The sequence below is a fragment of the Pseudonocardia broussonetiae genome (genome assembly GCF_013155125.1).
Classification (GTDB): Bacteria; Actinomycetota; Actinomycetes; order Mycobacteriales; family Pseudonocardiaceae; genus Pseudonocardia; species Pseudonocardia broussonetiae.
In genome coordinates this window covers 648,295-669,099 of sequence record NZ_CP053564.1, presented here as the reverse complement: position 1 = coordinate 669,099, position 20,805 = coordinate 648,295, and the positions used below count along the sequence as shown (strand labels likewise).

Annotated in this window: 21 protein-coding genes; 11 read left to right on the top strand and 10 right to left on the bottom strand. The window is 74.1% G+C overall.

Features of this window, described 5'->3' with window-relative positions; translation table 11 throughout:
• Nucleotides 1-7 precede the first annotated feature (7 nt).
• Nucleotides 8-157 (bottom strand): hypothetical protein, encoded by a 150-nt coding sequence (locus HOP40_RS03260; protein ID WP_172154503.1) that lies wholly within the window; start codon nt 155-157, stop codon nt 8-10.
• A gap of 63 nt (nt 158-220) precedes the next feature.
• On the opposite strand from HOP40_RS03260, the gene typA reads away from it, so the two are divergent.
• Entirely contained in the window at nt 221-2,140 is a 1,920-nt protein-coding gene (gene typA, locus HOP40_RS03255; RefSeq protein ID WP_172154501.1) for a translational GTPase TypA, read from the top strand.
• A gap of 34 nt (nt 2,141-2,174) precedes the next feature.
• A complete protein-coding gene (locus HOP40_RS03250; RefSeq protein WP_172154499.1) occupies nt 2,175-3,944 on the top strand; it encodes an ABC transporter substrate-binding protein in 1,770 nt (589 codons plus the stop codon).
• Nucleotides 3,945-3,947: 3 nt separating this feature from the next.
• Here the strand turns inward: HOP40_RS03250 and HOP40_RS03245 are convergent, their stop codons facing one another.
• From HOP40_RS03245 to HOP40_RS03225, 5 genes are all read right to left on the bottom strand, one after another.
• Nucleotides 3,948-4,946: an ABC transporter ATP-binding protein gene (locus HOP40_RS03245; protein WP_172154497.1), complete on the bottom strand. Its 999-nt coding sequence runs from the start codon at nt 4,944-4,946 to the stop codon at nt 3,948-3,950.
• A complete protein-coding gene (locus tag HOP40_RS03240; RefSeq protein ID WP_172154495.1) occupies nt 4,943-5,965 on the bottom strand; it encodes an ABC transporter ATP-binding protein in 1,023 nt (340 codons plus the stop codon). The genes HOP40_RS03245 and HOP40_RS03240 overlap by 4 nt, the downstream gene beginning before the upstream one ends.
• 1 nt (nt 5,966) lies before the next feature.
• Nucleotides 5,967-6,914, bottom strand: a complete 948-nt coding sequence (locus HOP40_RS03235; RefSeq protein ID WP_172154493.1) for an ABC transporter permease — start codon at nt 6,912-6,914, stop codon at nt 5,967-5,969.
• Nucleotides 6,907-7,833, bottom strand: coding sequence for an ABC transporter permease (locus HOP40_RS03230; protein ID WP_172154491.1), 927 nt, complete (start codon nt 7,831-7,833; stop codon nt 6,907-6,909). The genes HOP40_RS03235 and HOP40_RS03230 overlap by 8 nt, the downstream gene beginning before the upstream one ends.
• A gap of 121 nt (nt 7,834-7,954) precedes the next feature.
• Nucleotides 7,955-9,424 carry a peptide ABC transporter substrate-binding protein gene (locus tag HOP40_RS03225; RefSeq protein ID WP_240157487.1) on the bottom strand — a complete coding sequence of 490 codons (1,470 nt, stop codon included), beginning with the start codon at nt 9,422-9,424 and terminating at the stop codon, nt 7,955-7,957.
• Between the two features lie 358 nt (nt 9,425-9,782).
• On the opposite strand from HOP40_RS03225, the gene mshB reads away from it, so the two are divergent.
• Genes mshB through HOP40_RS03210 form a run of 3 tightly spaced genes read left to right on the top strand, consistent with a single transcriptional unit; the run spans nt 9,783 to nt 11,870 of the window.
• A complete protein-coding gene (mshB, locus tag HOP40_RS03220; protein WP_240157486.1) occupies nt 9,783-10,655 on the top strand; it encodes an N-acetyl-1-D-myo-inositol-2-amino-2-deoxy-alpha-D-glucopyranoside deacetylase in 873 nt (290 codons plus the stop codon).
• Nucleotides 10,652-11,071, top strand: a complete 420-nt coding sequence (locus HOP40_RS03215; RefSeq protein WP_172154487.1) for a hypothetical protein — start codon at nt 10,652-10,654, stop codon at nt 11,069-11,071. Before mshB ends, HOP40_RS03215 begins: the two co-directional genes overlap by 4 nt.
• The gene (locus HOP40_RS03210; RefSeq protein WP_172154485.1) at nt 11,064-11,870 is read left to right on the top strand and encodes a hypothetical protein; all 807 of its coding nucleotides are present in this window, start codon (nt 11,064-11,066) and stop codon (nt 11,868-11,870) included. The genes HOP40_RS03215 and HOP40_RS03210 overlap by 8 nt, the downstream gene beginning before the upstream one ends.
• Here HOP40_RS03210 and HOP40_RS03205 read toward each other — a convergent pair.
• Nucleotides 11,863-12,828, bottom strand: a complete 966-nt coding sequence (locus tag HOP40_RS03205) for a GNAT family N-acetyltransferase (protein ID WP_240157485.1) — start codon at nt 12,826-12,828, stop codon at nt 11,863-11,865. The genes HOP40_RS03210 and HOP40_RS03205 overlap by 8 nt on opposite strands.
• A gap of 107 nt (nt 12,829-12,935) precedes the next feature.
• Between HOP40_RS03205 and fdxA the strand changes: the two genes are divergently transcribed.
• Genes fdxA through HOP40_RS03190 form a run of 3 tightly spaced genes read left to right on the top strand, consistent with a single transcriptional unit; the run spans nt 12,936 to nt 15,516 of the window.
• Complete coding sequence (fdxA, locus tag HOP40_RS03200; protein WP_172154483.1) at nt 12,936-13,262, top strand: ferredoxin; 327 nt, start codon at nt 12,936-12,938, stop codon at nt 13,260-13,262.
• Entirely contained in the window at nt 13,259-14,338 is a 1,080-nt protein-coding gene (gene dapC, locus HOP40_RS03195; protein WP_172154481.1) for a succinyldiaminopimelate transaminase, read from the top strand. Before fdxA ends, dapC begins: the two co-directional genes overlap by 4 nt.
• Entirely contained in the window at nt 14,335-15,516 is a 1,182-nt protein-coding gene (locus HOP40_RS03190; protein WP_172154479.1) for an MFS transporter, read from the top strand. Before dapC ends, HOP40_RS03190 begins: the two co-directional genes overlap by 4 nt.
• A gap of 5 nt (nt 15,517-15,521) precedes the next feature.
• Here the strand turns inward: HOP40_RS03190 and HOP40_RS03185 are convergent, their stop codons facing one another.
• The 3 genes from HOP40_RS03185 to HOP40_RS03175 are packed head-to-tail and all read right to left on the bottom strand — an operon-like array spanning nt 15,522 to nt 17,985.
• Nucleotides 15,522-16,484 (bottom strand): CHAD domain-containing protein, encoded by a 963-nt coding sequence (locus HOP40_RS03185; protein ID WP_240157484.1) that lies wholly within the window; start codon nt 16,482-16,484, stop codon nt 15,522-15,524.
• 44 nt (nt 16,485-16,528) lie between these two features.
• Complete coding sequence (gene dapD / locus HOP40_RS03180) at nt 16,529-17,464, bottom strand: 2,3,4,5-tetrahydropyridine-2,6-dicarboxylate N-succinyltransferase (protein ID WP_172154477.1); 936 nt, start codon at nt 17,462-17,464, stop codon at nt 16,529-16,531.
• Between the two features lie 23 nt (nt 17,465-17,487).
• Nucleotides 17,488-17,985: a helix-turn-helix domain-containing protein gene (locus HOP40_RS03175; RefSeq protein ID WP_172154475.1), complete on the bottom strand. Its 498-nt coding sequence runs from the start codon at nt 17,983-17,985 to the stop codon at nt 17,488-17,490.
• A gap of 382 nt (nt 17,986-18,367) precedes the next feature.
• Here HOP40_RS03175 and dapE point away from each other — a divergent pair, with 382 nt between their 5' ends.
• Genes dapE through HOP40_RS03160 form a run of 3 tightly spaced genes read left to right on the top strand, consistent with a single transcriptional unit; the run spans nt 18,368 to nt 20,782 of the window.
• Nucleotides 18,368-19,429, top strand: coding sequence for a succinyl-diaminopimelate desuccinylase (gene dapE / locus HOP40_RS03170; RefSeq protein WP_205347063.1), 1,062 nt, complete (start codon nt 18,368-18,370; stop codon nt 19,427-19,429).
• Nucleotides 19,430-19,466: 37 nt separating this feature from the next.
• Nucleotides 19,467-20,231 carry an LOG family protein gene (locus HOP40_RS03165; protein ID WP_172154471.1) on the top strand — a complete coding sequence of 255 codons (765 nt, stop codon included), beginning with the start codon at nt 19,467-19,469 and terminating at the stop codon, nt 20,229-20,231.
• A gap of 2 nt (nt 20,232-20,233) precedes the next feature.
• Nucleotides 20,234-20,782 carry an LOG family protein gene (locus HOP40_RS03160; RefSeq protein ID WP_172154469.1) on the top strand — a complete coding sequence of 183 codons (549 nt, stop codon included), beginning with the start codon at nt 20,234-20,236 and terminating at the stop codon, nt 20,780-20,782.
• Nucleotides 20,783-20,805: the final 23 nt, after the last annotated feature.

Here is a 20,805-nt window from a genome sequence, read left to right as displayed (position 1 = left end):
GATCGGTTCAGTAGACCCGCGCTGCCTTGACCGCCCGCCGGAGCTCCTTGCCCTTCAGACCCCGGTCCTCGATCTTGCGCAGGCGCAGCGCGACGACCGGGCAGTTGGAGCAGCGCTTCGGCTTCGACCGGCAGCACTTCTTTTTCACCTTGCCCATGGTGAGGGGAGCCTAGGCTCACACCTGGGCGAAGGCCAGGGGACGGACCGCTACCGTGAACAGGTGAGCACCGCTATCTCGTCCGCACCCGCAGGCCCCGGCGTGACCCGCGGGGACGGCGCGCTGCGCAACGTCGCCATCGTCGCGCACGTCGACCACGGGAAGACCACCCTCGTCGACGCCATGCTGCGCGCCTCCGGCGCGTTCGGCGAGCGCGCCGCCGTCGTCGACCGGGTCATGGACTCCGGCGACCTCGAGCGCGAGAAGGGCATCACGATCCTCGCCAAGCACACGGCGATCAACTGGCACGGGATGACGCTCAACGTCGTCGACACCCCCGGCCACGCCGACTTCGGCGGCGAGGTCGAGCGCGGCCTGTCGATGGTCGACGGCGTCGTGCTGCTCGTCGACGCCTCCGAGGGCCCGCTCCCGCAGACCCGCTTCGTGCTGCGCAAGACGCTGATCGCCGGGCTGCCGGTCGTGCTGGTCGTCAACAAGACCGACCGCCCCGACGCCCGCTGCGAGGAGGTCGTCGACGAGAGCCTCGAGCTGCTCCTGGAGCTGGCCGACGAGCTCGAGCTCGACGAGACCATGACCTCGCGCCTGCTCGACCTCCCCGTCGTCTACGCGAGCGGCCGCGCCGGGCGCGCGTCCCGCAACCGCCCCGCCGACGGCGACCTCCCCGACGAGCCGGGCCTCGAGAGCCTGTTCGACGTCATCTCCGAGACCGTCCCGCCGCCCGCCGACGACGTCGACGCGCCGCTGCAGGCCCACGTCACCAACCTCGACGCCTCGTCGTTCCTCGGCCGCATCGCGCTGTGCCGGGTCCGCGCGGGCGTCATCCGCCGCGGCCAGCAGGTCGCCTGGATGCAGGACGGCGGCAAGGTCACCCGCGTCAAGATCACCGAGCTGCTGCGCACCGAGGCCCTCACGCGCGTGCCCACCGACGCCGCCCACGCCGGTGACCTCGTCGCCGTCGCCGGCATCCCGGACGTCACCATCGGCGACACGCTCGCCGACCCGGAGACCCCGGTCGCCCTGCCGCGCATCCACGTCGACGAGCCCGCCATCTCGGTGACGATCGGCATCAACACGAGCCCGCTCGTCGGCCGCGACCCGCGCCCGGGCACCAAGCTCACCGCCCGCCAGGTCAAGGGCCGCCTCGACTCCGAGCTGGTCGGCAACGTGTCGCTGCGCGTGCTGCCCACCGAGCGCCCGGACGCGTGGGAGGTGCAGGGCCGTGGCGAGCTGGCGCTGGCCATCCTCGTCGAGACCATGCGCCGCGAGGGCTTCGAGATGACCGTCGGCAAGCCCGAGGTCGTCACGCAGATGATCGACGGCAAGCTGCACGAGCCGTTCGAGCAGCTCTCCGCCGACGTCCCCACCGAGCACCTCGGCGCCGTCACGCAGCTCCTCGCGGGCCGCAAGGGCGAGATGAGCCAAATGGTGCACGGCGAGAGCCGCGTCCGCCTCGACTACCGGGTGCCCTCGCGCGGCCTGATCGGCTTCCGCACCGAGTTCCTCACGATCACGCGCGGCGCCGGCATCGTCAGCCACGTCTTCGACGGCTACGGCCCCTGGGTCGGCGAGATCAACAACCGCCTCCGCGGCTCGCTGATCGCCGACCGCACCGGCCCCGTCACCGGCTACGCGGTGGAGCAGCTCGCCGACCGCGGCGTGCTGTTCATCGGCCCCGGCACGCAGGTCTACGCGGGCATGGTCATCGGCGAGTACACGCGCGCCGAGGACCTCGAGGTCAACATCGTCCGCGAGAAGAAGCTGACGAACATGCGCAAGTCGACGAGCGACGAGCTGGTCAAGCTCACGCCGCCGACCGTGCTGAACCTGGAGCAGAGCCTGGAGTTCTGCGCCAACGACGAGTGCGTCGAGGTGACGCCGGAGTCGGTGCGGATCCGCAAGGTCGAGCTCGACTCGCACCTGCGCAACCGCCAGCGCTCGCGCGCGAAGCAGGCGGCCGGCTGACGGGCGCGTCACCCGCCGGTGGCAGGATGACCGGGTGACGCGCGCGCTGGTGGTGGCCCTGCTGGCGGTCGTGCTGGCCGCCTGCACGGCCGTCCCGTCGCCGCAGCCCGCGCCGACGGCGCCGGTGCCCACCGCGCAGCCCGAGCCCACCGAGCTGGTCGTGGCCGTCGAGGACCTCGGGGCCGGGTACAACCCGCACCTGCTCGCGCACTCCTCGCCGCTCACCACGGCCGTGGCCGCGCTCGTGCTGCCCTCGGTGTTCCGGCCCGGCGCCGACGGCGTGCCGCAGCTCGACCGCACGATCGCCACCAGCGCCGAGGTCGTGTCCACCGAGCCCTTCACGGTGAGCTACGAGCTCAACCTGGAGGCCTCCTGGTCGACGAACACGCCCATCGCGGCGGAGGACTTCGTCTACCTGTGGGAGCAGATGCGCGCCGACCCCGGCGTGTCCGACGCGGCGGGCTACCGGCTCATCACCGACGTGCGCTCGCGCGCGGGCGGCAAGGCCGTCGACGTCGTGTTCGCGGAGCCCTACCCCGCCTGGCAGGGCCTGTTCTCCGACCTGCTGCCCGCGCACCTGCTCAAGGACGCCCCCGGCTCCTGGATCGGCGCCACGACCGGCGGGCTGCCGGCCTCGGGCGGCCCGTTCCGCATCGCGACCGTCGACGTCGGGCGCGGCGAGGTCGTGCTCGCCCGCAACGACACCTACTGGGACACCCCCGCCGTCCTCGACACCCTCGTGCTGCGCCGCCTCGACGACGCCGCGATGGCCACCGGCCTGGCGGTGGGCGACGTCGACGTGGCGCTCACCGAGGCCGACCCCGCCGTCCGCACGGCCCTGGGCGGCCTGACGCCCGTGCCGCGCACCCAGCTCGCCCCGCTGCCGACGGTCACCCAGCTCGGCCTGCGCGCGGCCGACGGCCCGCTGCGCGACCCCCGCGCCCGCCGGGGCGTCGCGGCCCTGCTCGACCGCGAGGCGATCCGGGTCTCGGTCGCCCCCGAGTCACTGCCCGCCGACGCGTTCGGGTGGGCCCCGTCCGAACCCGGCTACGCGGCGACCGCGCCCGAGGGCGCCCCCGCGCGGCCCGACCCGATCGCCGCCGAGCAGCTCCTGACGTCGGCGGGGTGGACGCGCGACACGTCGGGCAACTGGACCGTCGACGGCGCCCCCGTGACGCTCGTGGTCGGCTCCGCCGAGGAGCGCCCCGAGGACGGCCGGGTGGCGCGCCTGGTCGCCGCCCAGCTGACCGTCGCCGGGATCGACGCCGTCGCCGTCGAGTCGCCCGCGGCGGAGGTGCTGGTGCAGGCCACCGTGCCCGCCTCTGAGGTGACCACGACGACCGCGCCCGCCACCGGCACGACCGCGCCGACGTCGTCCCCGTCGGCCGGCGCGCCGACGTCGGCGACCACGGCCCCGCCGGCCGGCGGGGGAGTGCCGGTCGACGTCGTCGTCGGGCCGCGGACCGTCGGCGGCGACCGGGGCACGGAGCTCGCGTCGGACTACGGCTGCGCGCTGCCCACCGAGCTCGTGCCCGAACCTCCGACGGCGGCCACCGGGTTCTGCTTCCCGGTGCTGCAGCTGCTCCTGGAGTCCCTCGCCACCGGCAGCGGCAACGTCGACCCCGCGCGGTTCGTCACGGCCGAGCAGGTGCTGTGGGCGCAGCTGCCGGCGCTGCCGCTGTTCCAGCCGGTGGCGCTCGTCGTCAGCAGCGGGACGGCCGACGCGGCCACGGGCGTCGGGCCCGGCTCGCTGACCGAGGGCCCTCTCGCGGGCGCCGCACGGTGGCGGGCGCCCGCGCAGTAGGGCTCAGGTCGGGAGCAGGTACTGCTCCTCGGCGTGGTGGCACGCGCTCGGGTGGCCGCCGGAGCGCTCCACCAGGGCGGGCTCCTCCTCGGCGCAGATGTCGGTGGCCTTCCAGCACCGCGTGCGGAACCGGCAGCCCGACGGGGGGTTGACCGGGCTCGGGACGTCGCCGGTGAGCCGGATCCGCTTGCGGCCCACCCGGACCGACGGGTCGGGCACCGGCACCGCCGAGAGCAGCGCCTGCGTGTACGGGTGCGACGGGCGCGTGTAGATCTCGTCCTCGGTGCCGATCTCGACGATCTTGCCCAGGTACATGACGGCGACGCGGTCCGACAGGTGCCGCACCACCGACAGGTCGTGCGCGATGAAGACGTACGACAGCCCGAACTCGCGCTGCAGGTCGCCGAGCAGGTTCATCACCTGCGCCTGGATGGAGACGTCGAGCGCCGACACCGGCTCGTCGCAGATGATCACCTCGGGGCGCAGCGCGAGCGCGCGGGCGATGCCGATGCGCTGGCGCTGGCCGCCGGAGAACTGGTGCGGGTAGCGGTGGATGAAGTCGGGGTTGAGGCCGACGACGTCGAGCAGGTCCTGCACCTTCCTCCGGCGGTCGCCCTTCGGGGCCACCTCGGGGTGGATCTCGAACGGCTCGCCGATGATGTCGCCGACGGTCATGCGCGGGTTGAGCGAGGTGTACGGGTCCTGCAGCACGATCTGGATCTGCCGGCGCAGCGCCTTGAGCTCCTTGCCGCGCTTGCCGAAGACGTCCTCGCCGTGGAACCGCACCGCGCCCGACGTCGGCGGCTCCAGGCGCATCAGCACCTGCGCCAGCGTCGACTTGCCGCAGCCCGACTCCCCGACGACGCCCAGCGTCTCGCCCTTGCCGAGGGTGAAGCTGACGCCGTCGACGGCCTTGACGTGCCCGACGGTGCGCTTCACCGCCACGCCGACGCGGACCGGGAAGTGCTTGACCAGGTTCTCGACCTCCAGGACGGGGGTCATGCGCTCACCAGCTCCTCGGCGAACAGGCAGGCCGACGACCGGCCGCCGGGCAGCACCTCCAGCGGGGGCACGACCTCCCGGCAGCGGTCGACGGCCATGGGGCAACGGGGGTGGAACGGGCAGCCCGACGGGATGTTCGTCAGGTTCGGCGGCAGGCCCTTGATGGCGCGCAGCTCGGTGCCCTTGCTGTCCAGCCGCGGGATCGACTCCAGCAGCGACCGGGTGTAGGGGTGGCAGGGGTTGCCGTACAGCTCGTGGACGTCGGCGTTCTCGACGATCCGGCCCGCGTACATGACGGCGATCCGGTCGGCGACCTCGGCGACGACGCCCAGGTCGTGCGTGATGAGGATCAGGCCCATGTGCCGCTCGGCCTGGATGTCGGAGAGCAGGTCCATGATCTGGGCCTGCACCGTGACGTCGAGTGCCGTGGTGGGCTCGTCGGCGATGAGCACGTCGGGGTCCAGCGCCAGCGACATCGCGATCATCGCGCGCTGCCGCATGCCGCCGGAGAACTCGTGCGGGTAGTTGCGCACCCGCTGCGTGGCGCCGGGGATGCCGACCTGGTCGAGCAGCTCGACCGCCCGCTTCTCGGCGTCGCGCCGGCTCATCCCGCGCCGGGTGCGCAGCTGCTCGCCGATCTGGAACCCCACGGTGTAGACGGGGTTCAGCGCCGACAGCGCGTCCTGGAAGATCATCGCGATGTTCTCGCCGCGGAGCTCGCGGCGGCGCTCGTCGGAGGCGGTGAGCAGCTCCTCGCCGCGGTAGCGGATCGCGCCGGACGTGATCTCGCCCGGCGGCACCGGGAGGATGCCCATGACGGTGTTGGCCGTGACGGACTTGCCCGACCCCGACTCGCCGAGCACGGCGAGCGTCTCGCCCGCCGCCACCGAGTAGCTGACGCCGTTGAGCACCTTCGCGACGCCGTCGCGGGTGCGGAACTCGACGTGCAGGTCGTCGACCTCGAGCAGGGGCTCGGGCGCGGCGCCGTTCTTCGAGATAGGAGGGGTCGATGCGGTCACGTCAGCGTCCCTTCGGGTCGAAGGCGTCGCGGACGGCGTCGCCGAGCATCACGAACGCCAGCACGGTGACGACGAGGAAGGCGCCGGGGAACAGCAGCAGCGTGGGCGCCACCCGCAGCGAGGTCTGCGCCTCGCTGATCATGACGCCCCACGAGACGACCGGGTCGCGCAGCCCGATGCCCAGGAACGACAGCGTGGCCTCCGCGCCGATGAACGCGCCGAGCGCGATCGTGGCGTAGACGAGCACCGGGGCGGCGCAGTTGGGCAGCATGTGCCGGACGATGATCCGCCACGGGCCGGCACCGAGGCCGCGCGCGGCGCGCACGTAGTCCTGGTTGCGGGCCGCGATCGCCGCGGAGCGCATGATCCGCATGCTGACCGGCCAGGACAGCAGCGCCATCGTCATGATGACCAGTGAGGTGATGCCGACGGCGCCGCCGCCGACCGTGTCGCGGAAGGTCGAGAGGATGACGATGCCGCCGAGCACGAACGGCAGGCCGAAGAACACGTCGGCGAAGCGCGAGAGCAGCGAGTCGCCCCAGCCGCCGTAGAAGCCGGCGACGATGCCGAGCGTGCCGCCGATGAGCACGGTGAGCGTGGTGGCCAGCACGCCGACGACGATCGAGACGCGGGTGCCGTGGATGACGCGGGCGAACACGTCGCGGCCCAGTGCGTCGTAGCCGAAGATCGCGTCCGCGGACGGGGCCTGGCGGGCCCGTGACAGGTCGCCGGCGCTGGGGTCGACCGACGTGAACAGCTGCGGGAACACCGCCATGACCAGCAGGATCGCGATCAGCGTGGCGGAGACCAGGAACAGCGGCCTGCGCCGCAGGTCGTGCCAGGCGTCGGAGGACAGGCTGCGCGCCCGCCCGGTGGAGGGCCCGGCGCCGAGGGCGGGACTCGCCTCGGCGACCGGTCCTGCGGTGGCGAGAGCCTGGGGGTCAGTCAAGGCGGATCCTCGGGTCGAGAACGGCGTAGACGACGTCGACCAGCAGGTTCATCAGCAGGTAGACGATGACGAGGAGGACGACCACGCCGGTGACCGTGACGCCCTCCTTGGTGACGATCGCACGGAACACGAGCCCGCCGATGCCGCGGATGTTGAAGATGCCCTCGGTGACGATCGCGCCGCCCATCAGCGCCCCCAGGTCGGTGCCCAGGAACGTGATGACGGGTATGGCGGAGTTGCGCAGCAGGTGCACGCCGATGACGCGGCGGGGCGCGAGGCCCTTCGCGACGGCGGTGCGGACGTAGTCGGCCTTCTGGTTCTCCGCGATCGAGGTGCGCGTGAGCCGGGTGACGTAGGCCATCGACAGGCTGCCGAGCACGAACCCGGGCACGATCAGCTCGGAGAACGGGGCGTCGGCCGAGACCGTCGGGCTGATCAGGCCCAGGCGCAGGCCGAGGAAGGTCTGGATCACGTACCCGGTGACGAACACGGGCACGGCGACGAGGAACAGCGTCGAGATCAGGACCAGGTTGTCGAGGAACCCGCCGCCCTTGAGGCCGGTGTAGATGCCGGCCGCCAGCCCGATGAGCGCCTCGATCGCGAGCGCGATGAGCGCGAGCCGGATGGTGATGGGGTAGGCGTTGGCGATCAGCTCGCTGACCTGGATGCCGGAGAACGTCTCCCCGAAGTCACCGCGGACGAGGTTGCCCAGGTACTGCACGTACTGGGAGAAGATGTTGTCGTCGAGGTTGAACTTGTCGCGCATCGCCGACACGTAGGCGTCGGGGCAGGGCCGGTCGCCGCACTTGCCGGCGAACGGGTCGCCCGGGATGGCCCACACGAGCACGTAGATCAGGAACGTGGTGCCGAGGAACACCGGCACGAGTTGGAGCAAGCGGCGCAGGACGTAGCGGCCCACGGAACACCTCTCAGGACGGGCGCGACCTCGTGGGTCGGCGGAAGCCCGGTCTCACGGCGCCGACGGCGGCCGGGGTGGGTGCACCCCGGCCGCCGCCACTAGCGACCGCGCGGCGTGGGACTCACTCGGAAACGGTGACGCTCGCCAGGTCGAGCTCGCGGAACTGGGTGGTGGTGACGTTCTGCAGGCGGTCGGACCAGCCGGCCTGGACCGTCGAGTAGAACAGCGGGACCGCCGGCATGTCCTTCAGGACCGCCCGCTCCGCCTCCTGGTAGAGCGCGATGCCGGCCTCGGTGGACGGCGCCGCGTCGGCCTGCGCGAGGAGCGCGTCGACCTGCGGGTTGCTGTACTGGCCGTCGTTCGACGACGCGTTGGTCTTGTACAGCGGGTTCAGGAAGTTCTCGATCGACGGGTAGTCGGCGACCCAGCCGGTGCGGAAGATCGTGGTCGCCTGGAACGCGTTGATCGTGGTGCGGAACTCGCCGAACGTGGGCACGGGCACGAAGTTGCAGGGCACGCCCAGCGCGTTCGTGATCGAGACGCAGACGGCCTGGAAGGCCTCCTGGTTGCCGGCGCCGTCGACGTTCGAGCTGATCTCGATCGGGCCGGTGAAGCCGGTCGAGTCGAACAGCTGCTTGGCCCGGGCCGGGTCGAAGGCGCAGAGGTCGCCGCACTGGCCGGCGATGTAGCCGTCGAGGCTCGGCGGGATGTAGCCGTCGGCCGGGACGCGCAGCCCGTTGTAGACCGTGTCGTTGACCGCGGCCCGGTCGATGGCCAGCGAGATCGCCTGGCGGAGCTGCGGGTTCTGGTACTTCGGGTCGTACAGCGGGAAGGTGATCGTCGTGTTGCCGAGGTAGGTCTGGTTGACGCTGCGCTCGGGCAGATCGGTCTCGAACAGCTGGCCGACCAGCGCCGAGGACGGGATGGCCTCGAGGTAGTCGAGGTTGTTGGCGATCACGTCGGCGTACGCGGCGTCCGGGCTCTCGTAGAACCGGAACTCCACCCCGCCGATCGAGGGCTTCTCCTCGCCCTTCCACTCGTCCCAGCGCTCGACGACGATGTTGACGCCGGGCTGGCGGGACACGAACCGGAACGGGCCGTTGCCGATCGGGTTGGCCTCCCAGGCCGCCTGGTCGGTGAAGAACGCCTCGGGCAGCGGCGCGAAGGCGCGGTAGCCCAGGGTCGTCGGGAACACCGAGAACGGCGCCGACAGCGTCACCTCGAAGGTGCGGTCGTCGATCGCGCGCAGGCCGGACATCTCCGTGGCCGCCGGCTGCGGGGCCTGCTCGGGGCCCTCCGCGCCGTCGGGGTCGGCGGTGTTGACGTCGGCGAAGCCCTGGATCTGGCTCAGGAAGCTCGCGTTCTGCTGGCCGTTGGGGGAGTACGCGACGAAGTTCCAGGCGTCGATGTAGCTCTGCGAGGTGACCGGGGTCCCGTCGTGGAACGTCCAGCCCTCCTTGAGCGTGATCGTGTAGACCTTCGAGTCCGTGGTCTCGATGGACTCGGCCATCACGTTGTAGGGCTCGGCGTTCTCGGCGCGGTAGTCCACCAGCCCGGAGAACAGGGCGTTGACGACCTTGCCGCCACCCACCTCGCTCGTGTTGCCGGGGATGAGCGGGTTCTCCGGCTCACTGCCGTTGACACTGATGGTCGCGTCGGTGGCTTCGCCACCGGCACCGCCCGCAGCTTCGCCGCCGCCGCCCCCGCACGCGCTGGTGAACAGCGCGGCGGAGACTCCGACGGCGAGCCAGGCAGCAACTCGACGTGATCGCATTCGGGGTTCCAAATCTGACGGGCGCGGGGGGACGCGATGACGTCCGTGGCCGCGAGTCGGGCAAGGTGACCGCACAGTAACCGCAGTCACGAGGCGGGAAGATAACAAATGAGTTGCGCGGCGCCAAACCGTGTGAAGGGCTCGTGAGCTGGGCAGATCGCCTACGCTCGACGCCGTGACCGGCTCCGACCGCGCTCCGGACGCAGGCCCAGCGGCCCGCCGGATCGTCCTCGTGCACGCCCACCCCGACGACGAGACGCTGACGACCGGCGGCACGATCGCAGTGCTCGCGGCGGCCCCCGACACCGCCGTCACGCTCGTGACGTGCACGCTCGGCGAGGAGGGCGAGGTGATCCCGCCCGCGCTCGCCGGACTCGTCCCGGCGGAGGCCGACCAGCTCGGCGGGTACCGCATCGCGGAGCTCGCCGGCGCCTGCGCGGCGCTCGGTCTGACCGACCACCGCTTCCTCGGCGGCGCGGGCCGCTGGCGCGACTCGGGCATGGCCCTGGCCGGGCACGGTGTGCGCGCCGCCACACCCGAGGTGCTGCACCCGCGGGCGTTCGCGGCGCCCGGCGCGTTCGAGGCGGAGGTCGACGCCCTCGTCGCGGTGCTCGAGGAGGTGGCACCGCACGTGGTGGTCACCTACGGCCCCGACGGGGGCTACGGCCACCCCGACCACGTCCGTGCCCACGAGGTCACGGTCGCCGCCGTGGCCCGGGTGCCCGCGCGGCTGTTCTGCACCGTCGTCGCCCGCTCGACGCTCGACGCGGGTCTCGCCGCGCTGGCCGCGACGCCCGGGGTGCCGTTCGCGCTGCCCGCGCCCGACGACCTGCCGAGCGTCCCGGACGCCGAGGTGACCACCCGGGTGGACGTGTCGGGGGTGCGTGCGGCGAGGATCGCCGCGATGCGGGCGCACGCCACGCAGATCTCGGTGTGGGAGGGGGACGGCGCGGTGGCCTACGCGATGAGCAACGGGGTGGCGCAGCCCCTGCTGGACGTCGAGGAGTTCGCGGGCCCGCCCGGCGGCCTGTTCGGGGACGGCTCGTGAGGGCCGCCGCGCCGGCCGGCACCGTGCCGCGGGAGATCGCGCCGCGGGGCGAGTCGCGGCTGGCCGGGATCGCCGCGCTCACGCTCCTGGTGTTCGACGGCGCCCTGCTCGGCGCGTTCGGCGTCGCGTTCGCGCAGATCCACTCCGGCGGGATCCCGGTGCCGATGGGCGTGGTCCTGACGGCGCTGATCCTGCCCTGGCTGGTGCTGCGCGCCGGTGAGGTCGACGACCGGCCGGGCGTCGCGGGCGCCCCGCTCGTCACCTGGTTCCTGGTGGTGGCGGTGCTGGCCGTCGCCGGGCCGGGCGGCGACATGATGGTGCCGCTGAACTGGCAGTCGGGCGCTCTGGTGTTCGGTGGACTGGGCGCGGGGCTGTGGGCCCTGCGCCGCGTGGTGGAGGGGGAGCTGGATGGCTGAGTCGATCTCCGACGGCGCGGTCGTGGCGGTGCTGCGGCCGTTCGTGCGGGTCACGCGCCCGCTGCTGCGCGGCCTGCGCGAGACCGACCCGTTCGGGCTGCGGGCGCGGGTCGGGAAGCAGCCCGCGAAGACGGCGGGCGGCGGGGACGCCCGGGACATCGGGGACGCCGGCGACGACCGGGACACCGGCGACGAGCGCGGCGTGCGCGAGAAGGTGCTCGACCTCCTGGCCGCCGCCCAGGTGCCGGGGACGGCGGCGTGGGCGTCGATGGGGCCCGCCGAGCGCTCGCACTGGTGGGTGCGCCGGGTCGGCCGGTTCACCACGCTCGTCGCGGCGGTGCCCGGCATCGGGGGAGCGGTCGTGAACCGGCTCCCGGTCTCGGCGGTGCTCGGCGCGGTCGGTCAGGGCCTGCTGCTCGTGGCGATCGCCGGCGAGCACGGCGTGCACGACGAGGACCGGCTGGTCGGCCTGCTGGGGCGGGTGCTGTTCCGCCGCGAGCTGGTCGTCGAGGCGCCGACCGCGGCGGCCGACCGGGCTGCGGACGCGCGCGCGGCCGAGCTCACCGGCGACCTCGCCGACTCCCGCCCCACGCTGCAGCGCGTCGCATCGGTCGTGTGGCGGCTGGGCCGGGCGCTGTGGGCGGTCGAGGGTGAGCTCGACAAGCGCCCGCACGGCAACTGGTTCCACTCCGCGCTCGGCAACCTCCCCGTCGTCGGCGCCGTCGGCAAGTACCTGGGGGAGTGGTCGGGGCTGCAGCGCGCGGCGCGGGAGGCGGAGAAGCTGCTCGGGGTCACCTGACCGGCACGAGGTGCCGGTAGCGGTGGTGCTCGGTCCAGCCGGTCGACGCGTAGAGCGCGCGGGCCCCGGTGTTGTGCAGGGCCACCTGCAGCACGCCGAACCGGGCGCCCCGGCCGCGGCCCCACGCCGCGGCCGCCGCGACCAGGTCGGTCCCCAGGCCGCGGCGGCGCGCGGCGGGCACCACCTCCAGCCAGGACAGGTGCAGGTGGTCCTCGACGACCGACGCGCGCACCTGGCCCACCGCGGCCCCGCCGGCGTCGCGGGCCAGCACGAACGCCGTGGGCACGCCCTGCGGAGCGACGACGTGCGCCTGCGTCGGGGTCGGGCGGGCGCCGTGCAGGCCGAGCGCCCACCAGTCGTCGTCGGGGGTCTCGGGGGCGGTGACCGTCCACGGGCCTCCGCGTGCCGCCGCGAGCGTCCGCAGGTCGGCCACCAGCACCGCGACCTCCGCCCCGGCGCCGTGCCCGGCGTCCAGCACCCAGCCGGCGCGGCCCACCGCGGTGTCCCACGGCGAGCCCGCCGGCACGGTCACGCGCGGCGGGACGCCGTGGGACGCGGCGAAGGCGCGCACGGCGTCGAGCGCGTCCGGGACCGGCATGCCCGGGTCGCCCAGGGCCAGCGCGGTGTTGGCCCGCGCGGTGTAGCCACCGGCCGCCCGCAGCCGCCACGCCCCCATCCGCCGCTCGACCAGCGCGGGCCAGGCGTCGGCGCACAGCTCCTCCAGCCGCGCCACAACGGCCCACGACGGGCGGCGTGGCACCGCGGGCGGCACGGCCCGCACGGCGACCACCGCGTCGCGCCGGACGCGCACCGGTCCGCGGCGCGTCTGCACGGTGACGGCGTCGTCACCCAGGGTCAGCTCGCCGACGGCGTCGCTGTGCAGCGGGCGGCCGTCGCGCTCGCCGACGCGGTGGCGCAGCGAGACCCGTCGACCGTCGAGCGACTCGGGGAGATCCACCGGTCCATCCTCCGACGACGCGCGTCACACCGCCCCGGCTGGGTACGGCGCCCCTCGCCGATACATACTGTGGGCCGTCCTGAACTGCCCGAGTGGAGGACCCACCCGTGACCTACGTGATCGCCGAGCCCTGCGTCGACCTCCTCGACAAGGCGTGCATCGAAGAGTGCCCGGTGGACTGCATCTACGAGGGTGGCCGGATGATGTACATCCACCCCGACGAGTGCGTCGACTGCGGGGCCTGCGAGCCCGTCTGCCCCGTCGAGGCCATCTACTACGAGGACGACGTCCCCGAGCAGTGGACGGCCTACACCAAGGCCAACGTCGACTTCTTCGACGAGCTGGGCAGCCCCGGCGGCGCCTCGAAGGTCGGCAAGACCGACCTCGACGTCGAGCCGGCGAAGAGCCTGCCGCCGCAGACCCACGACGAGTGATCGGGCTCCCCGACTTCCCCTGGGACTCCCTCGCCGGGGACCGGGCGCTGGCGGAGGCCCACCCCGACGGCATCGTCGACCTCTCGGTCGGCACGCCCGTCGACCCGATCGCGCCCGGCGTGCGGGCCGCGCTCTCCGGTCCCGCCGCCGACGACCCCGGCTACCCCACGACGCACGGTCCCACCACGCTGCGCGTCGCCGTCGCCGGGTCGCTCGCACGACGGTTCGGCGTCACCGTCGACCCGGTCGCGGTGCTGCCCACCATCGGCTCCAAGGAGCTCGTGGCCTGGCTGCCGACGCTGCTGGGGCTGGGGTCGGGCGACACGGTCGTCATCCCGGAGCTCGCGTACCCGACCTACGAGGTGGGCGCCCGGATCGCCGGCGCCACCGCGGTCCGCTCCGACGGCCTCACCGCGCTCGGCCCGGCGCGCGTCGGGCTGGTCTGGGTCAACTCGCCGTCGAACCCGACCGGCAAGGTGCTCCCGCCCGAGCACCTGCGCAAGGTCGTGTCCTGGGCGCGCGAGCGCGGGGCGGTGGTGGCGTCGGACGAGTGCTATCTGTCGCTCTCAGACGGGGCCTCGTCCATCCTGCACCCGGACGTCTGCGGCGGGTCCCACGAGGGCCTGCTCGCCGTCCACTCGATGTCGAAGTCCTCGGGCCTCGCCGGGTACCGCGCGGGGTTCGTCACCGGTGACCCCGCGCTGGTCGCGGCCCTGCTGGAGGTGCGCAAGCACGCCGGCATGATCGTGCCGCGGCCGGTGCAGGCGGCGATGGAGGCCGCGGCGTCCGACGACGCGCCCGTGGCCGCGCAGGCCGCCGTCTACGCCGCCCGGCGCGCCCGGCTGCGCGTGGCGCTGGAGAAGGCGGGCCTGCGCGTCGACCACTCCGAGGCGGGGCTCTACCTCTGGGCCACCGCGGGCGAGCCCGGGCGCACGACGGTCCGCGCGTTCGCCGAGCAGGGTGTGCTCGTGGCGCCCGGCGAGTTCTACGGGCCCGCCGGCGCGCAGCACGTGCGCGTGGCGCTCACCGCCACCGACGAGCGCATCGACGCAGCGGTGGTGCGGCTCAGCCCGTGACGCTCTCCTCCCGACCCGCGGCGGTGCGGCCGTGGGTGGTCCTGCTCGGCCTGCTGGCGCTGGCCGCGAACCTCCGTGCGTCCCTGGCCGGCTACCCGCCGCTGCTGGAGACCGTCCGCGCCGAGCTCGGGACGTCCGCGGGCGTCGCCGGGCTGGTGCAGGCCGGGGCCGTGCTGATGATGGGCGCCGGCTCGTTCGCCGGGCCCGCGGTCGGAGCGCGGTTCGGGCGCGAGCGCGCGCTCGGCGGCGCGGTCGGGCTGGTCGCGCTCGGCGGGGTGCTGCGCGGGATCCCCGCGCTGGCGTCGCTGATCGGCGGCAGCCTCGTCGTCGGCGCCGGGATCGGGCTCGCCGGCGTGCTGCTCTCCGGGGTCGTCAAGGAGCACCTGGAGTCGCGCGCGGGCGCCGCGACCGGCGGGTACGTCGTCTCGATGATGGTGGGGGCCACCATCGCGAGCGCGGTGGCCGTGCCGCTGTCGGTCGCACTGGGCGGCTGGTCGTGGTCGCTGGCCGTGTGGGCGGTGCCCGCGCTGCTCGCGGTGGCGGTGTGGACGCCGATCGCGCGGCGCGTGCCGGTGCCCGGGCGCACCGGGCACCGGACCCTGCTGCCCTGGCGCGACCCGTTCACCCGGCTCACCGCCTGCTACCAGGCCGGCACGTCGGTCATGTTCTACGGCTGGCTCACCTGGCTCGCGCCCTACTACGAGGGCCAGGGCTGGAGCCCGACGCAGGCCGGGCTGCTGCTCGCGGTGTGGAGTGTCACGCAGATCCCCGCCGCCCTGTTCGCGCCCGCGCTGGCCGAGCGCCGCAGGCGGTGGCGGTTCTGGGCGTCGCTGACGCTGGTGTGCGGGCTGCTCGGCACCGTCGGCGCGGCCGCCCTGCCGATGCCCCCGCTGCTCGGCCCGTGGGTCTGGGTGGTGCTCATGGGCATCGGCGTCGGCGCCGGGTTCCCGCTCGGGCTCACCGTGATCGCCTGGCGCACCCCCGACGGCGCGGCGAGCGCCGCCACCAGCGGGTTCGCGCTCGGTGTCGGCTACACCGCGGCGGGGCTGGCCCCGCTGCTGATGGGCGTCCTGATCGACCTGACGCAGGGCTACCCGGCAGCGATCGCCGTCCTGCTGGCCGCGGGCGCGCTGCAGGCGTTCGCGATCGTGCGGATCGGGGACCGTCCGGCTGCGTGACGTGGCTACACCGTGACGGCCACGACCTGCTCCCACGCCGCCCGCCACTCGCCGCGCTTCGCCTCGGCCCGGGTGCGCTCCCGCTCGACGAGGCGGCCCGCCACGAACACGACGTGGGCGTCGAGCTCACCCGTGCCCGCCTCGAGGCCGTCGAGCAGCTCGCGGATCCGGGTCTCGGCCACGCACGCGTCCTGGTGGTCGCCCAGGACCTCCTGCAGCTCGGCGGTGGCGCCCAGCAGCTTCTTCACGGCCTTGCCGGTGGGCGTGCCGGACAGGGCGGGCGCCACGAGCTCGCCGGTGTAGCGCACGCGCTTGCCGAGGATGCGCAGGGCGTGCAGCTCGGCGTCGGGCGGGTTCTCCCCGGCGCGGCGGACGGCCTTGTGCATCCGCCCGATCTCCTTGCGGATCAGGTCGACGAGCTCAGGCTGCTCCTGCGTCGCCGACGGCGTGGGCAGCGGCAGCCGCACCGCGTCGGCGATGCGCTCGACGAGCGCGGCGTAGCGCGGGGCGTCGAGCGCGGTCAGCATCTCCGCCCGGGCCACCACCCGCTGCGCGGCCAGCGCCTCGACGAGCACCGCGCCCGCCTCCTGCTCCGACTCCGGCAGCGCCGCGACCTCCGCGCGCAGCCGCAGCAGCATCACGTCGAGGTCGCGCACGGGGCCCAGCGCGCCGCCGAGCCAGCCCAGCTCGGCGCGCAGGCCGTCGGCCCAGACGGGGTCGAGCAGCGGCCGCGCCGCCTTGAGCGCCGCGCGCATGCGCCGGACCGACACCCGCATCTGGTGCAGGTCCTCGATGTCCTCCCCGGTCCGCGTGCCCGGGTCGTGCGCCAGCATGGCGCGCAGCCGCAGGTCCAGGGCGGCGCGCACGTGGTGCGGCGGGGCGTCGGTGGGCGCCGCGAGGAACGGGGCGGGGAGGTCGAGCGAGTCGACGGTGACGCGGCGGAGGCGTCGCGGGGCGGCAGTGGGCACGACCGAGCAGCCTAGTTCCCGGCGGAGCCGGCCCGTCGCGGAGATCAGTTCTTGTGGAGATCCGCGTTGAGGGCGATGCCGTCGCCGGTGCGGGGGAGCACCTCGACCGCGCCGGTCACGGAGTTGCGGCGCAGCAGCAGCCCGTCGCGGCCCGACAGCGTGCGGGCGGCGGCGGTGGTGCCGTCGGGCAGCACGACCTTCGTGCCCGCGGTGACGTAGAGGCCCGCCTCGACCACGCAGTCGTCGCCCAGCGAGATGCCGATGCCCGCGTTCGCGCCGATCAGGCAGCGGCGGCCCACCGAGATGACCTCCTTGCCCCCGCCCGACAGCGTGCCCATCACCGAGGCGCTGCCACCCAGGTCGGAGCCGTCGCCGACGACCACCCCGGCCGAGATGCGGCCCTCCACCATCGACGCGCCCAGCGTGCCGGCGTTGAAGTTGACGAAGCCCTCGTGCATGACCGTGGTGCCCTCGGCCAGGTGCGCACCCAGCCGGACGCGGTCGGCGTCGGCGATGCGGACGCCGGTGGGGAGCACGTAGTCGACCATCCGCGGGAACTTGTCGACGCCGAACACCGTGACCGGCCCGCGCGCCTTGAGCCGGGCGCGGGTGAGCTCGAAGCCGGTGACCGCGCAAGGCCCGTAGTTCGTCCAGACGACGTTGGCGAGCAGCCCGAACAGGCCGTCGAGGTTGACCTCGTGCGGCGCGACGATCCGGTGGCTCAGCAGGTGCAGCCGCAGGTAGGCGTCGTGGGCGTCGACGGGCGGGTCGGCCAGCGACGAGATCTCGGTGCGGACGACGACGGTGGACACGTCGCGGCCCCCGTCGGCCCCGGCGAGCGGCTCGAGGTCGGACATCACGTCGGGGGCGTCCGGCCCGAGCGCGGGGGCCGGGTACCAGGTGTCGAGGACCGTCCCGTCGGCGGTGACGGTGGCCAGGCCGGTGCCGGAAGCGCCCTCGCGGCGCGGTGCGGTGCTCACGGCCCGACGGTATCCCGTGCCGGTCAGTACGAGTCCGGGTACCGGCGCAGCCACTCCCGCGCGGTCGCCGGCGGCGGCAGGTGGCGGGTCTGCGCGACCCGTACCTCCCACCGCGATCGCGCGCGTTGCGCGTCGCGCCGGCGGCGGTCCCGGTGGAAGGTCTCCGGCGGCCGGCTCAGGCCGTACCGGTCGCCCCACCAGTCGCCGTCGACCGGGTCCAGCACGACGTCCAGGTGCGAGGGGTAGCGCCGCTCGGCCCCGTCGCGCAGGTCGTCGCGGTCCTCCTGCATGGGACTCAGCAGTCGTCCCTCGCGGTCGACCGCCACCAGGGCCACGTCCGCCGCTGCCAGCACGGCTCGCAGCGTCGACAGGCTCGGGAGGAGCCTGCCGGCCTCGATCCGCGCGACCGTCGAGTGCGACACGCCGGCCCGCTCGGCCAGCTCGCGCTGCGAGCAGTCCGCACGCCGCCGTGCCGCGCGGACCAGGCCGACGACGTCGAAGTCGCCCGGAGATGTGCCCATGGCGTCGATGCTGCCTGCGGGTCAGGTCCGGCGACGCCCAGGCCGGCCGGCGCTGTGGACAACCCGGCCCGGAGGGTGGCGACGGGACCTCCCTGTGGACAACCCGCCCCACCGGCCCACCGCCCAGCCCCTTCCCTCGGGCCCCCTTTGCTCTGGACACCGATACGCACCAGCGCCTCCGAAGCGGTGCGTATCCGTACTCAGAGCAAAGGGGAGGAGCAGGGGCGGGCTCCGTCGGACCGGGCGGGCATCGGCGGGTACCGCTGCGGACGTGATCCGGGTGCGCTCCCGGCCGGGACGACCCGGGTCACCCGGGATGCGCCGGGCCGGTGGTCGTGGGTCGCGGCCCGGGCACGGATCGGACCGGCGGTACCGTCGCCCCGTGACCCGCCTCGACCTCCTCGCCGACCCCGTCGACCTCTGCGCCGCCCTCGTCGACACCCCCAGCGTGTCCGGGGACGAGGCCGGGCTGGCGGACGCGGTGCAGGCCGCGCTGGGGGAGCAGGCGCCGCACCTGGAGGTCCTCCGCTCCGGCGACGCCGTGCTCGCGCGGACGCGGCTGGGGCGGGAGCACCGGGTGCTGCTGGCCGGGCACCTCGACACCGTGCCCATCGCCGACAACCTGCCGAGCCGGCGGGAGGGGCACCTGCTGCACGGCTGCGGTACGTCGGACATGAAGGCCGGCGTGGCGACGATCGCGCACCTCGCGGCCGCCGTCGCGCAGCCGCGCCACGACGTCACCTTCGTCTTCTACGACTGCGAGGAGGTCGAGGCCGAGCGCAACGGGCTCGGGCGCATCGAGCGCGACCACCGCGACTGGCTCGTCGCCGACCTCGCCATCCTCGGTGAGCCGACGAACGCCGGCGTCGAGGCGGGCTGCCAGGGCACGCTCCGGGCGGAGATCACGACGCGCGGGCACCGGGCCCACTCCGCCCGCTCGTGGCTGGGCGACAACGCCATCCACGCGGCCACGCCGGTGCTGCAGCGCCTGGCCGCCTACACCGCGCGCGACGTCGACATCGACGGCTGCGTCTACCGCGAGGGCCTGCAGGCGGTGCGGATCGCCGGCGGGGTGGCCGGCAACGTCGTGCCCGACGAGTGCGTCGTCACCGTCAACTTCCGCTTCGCCCCCGACCGCGACGCCGCGGCCGCCGAGCGGCACGTCCGCGAGGTGTTCGACGGCTTCGACCTGGCGCTCACCGACCTCTCACCCGGCGCGCTGCCCGGGCTCACGGCTCCCGCGGCGGCCGAGTTCGTGGCCGCGACCGGCGCCGCGCCGAGCGCCAAGTACGGCTGGACCGACGTGTCGCGCTTCGCCGCGCTGGGCATCCCGGCGCTCAACTACGGCCCCGGCGACCCGAACCTCGCCCACACCCGCGAGGAGCACGTCGACACCCGGCAGATCACCGAGGCCGTGGACGTACTCCGCCGCTTCCTGTCCTGACACAGCCCGAGCTGAGCCGATCACTACCCTGGGACCCATGAGCCCACGCGGTGACCAACGGCCCGAGGAGAAGCAGAGGGGCCCCGTCGTGCTCCGCGGGGAGCGCCGCAAGGAGGCCACCACCACCGACCAGCGCCTCCTCGACTCCCGCGGCCCCAGCGACTGGGTGCACACCGACCCGTGGCGGGTCATGCGGATCCAGGCGGAGTTCGTCGAGGGCTTCGGGATGCTCGCCGAGCTGCCCCGCGCGGTCACGGTGTTCGGCTCCGCCCGCACCCCGCGCGACCACCTCGAGTACGCCCAGGGCCGCGCGCTGGGCACCGCGCTCGCCGAGGCCGGCTACGCCGTGATCACCGGCGGTGGCCCGGGCGCGATGGAGGCGGCGAACAAGGGCTGCTCCGAGGCCGGTGGCCTGTCGGTCGGCCTGGGCATCGAGCTGCCGTTCGAGCAGGGCCTCAACGACTGGGTCGACCTCGGCATCAACTTCCGCTACTTCTTCGCGCGCAAGACGATGTTCGTGAAGTACTCGCAGGCGTTCGTCTGCCTGCCCGGCGGCTTCGGCACCCTCGACGAGCTGTTCGAGGCGCTGACGCTGGTGCAGACGAAGAAGGTCACCAAGTTCCCGGTCGTGCTGCTGGGCAGCGACTACTGGGGCGGGCTCTACGACTGGATCGCCAAGTCGGTGCTGGAGAACGGCAAGATCGGCGAGAAGGACCTCAAGCTGCTGCACGTCACCGACGACGTCGACGACGCCGTCCGCGTGGTGCACGACGCCTACAAGGCCTGGGAGGACGCGCACTAACCATGAAGGTGTGCGTCTACTGCGCGTCGATCGAGACGATCGCGCCGCACTACCCCGCCCTCGCCGCCGAGGTCGGCGCGGGGATCGCCGCGCGCGGCTGGGAGCTGGTCAGCGGCGGCGGGCTGCGGTCGATGATGGGCGCGGTCGCCCGGGCGGCCCGCGCGGGCGGGGCCCGGACGACCGGGGTCATCCCGCGCTCGATGGTCGAGCGCGAGTGGGCCGACCACGAGTCCGACGAGCTGCTGGTCACCGACACCATGCGCGAGCGCAAGGCGCTCATGGAGGCCCACGCCGACGCCTTCCTCGCGCTGCCCGGCGGGCTGGGCACCTGCGAGGAGCTGTTCGAGGTGTGGACCGCGGGCTACCTCGGGATGCACGCCAAGCCCGTCGTCCTGCTCGACCCGGACGGGCACTGGACGGGCCTGCTCGACTGGGTCCGCGGTCTGGGCGAGCGCGGCTTCGTCACCCCCGACGCCCTCGCCCGGCTCGTCGTCACCACCGACGTCGCCGCCGCGCTCGACGCCTGCGGGCGTGCCACCATCGGGACGTGATCCGCTTCGGCACGCGCGAGCCC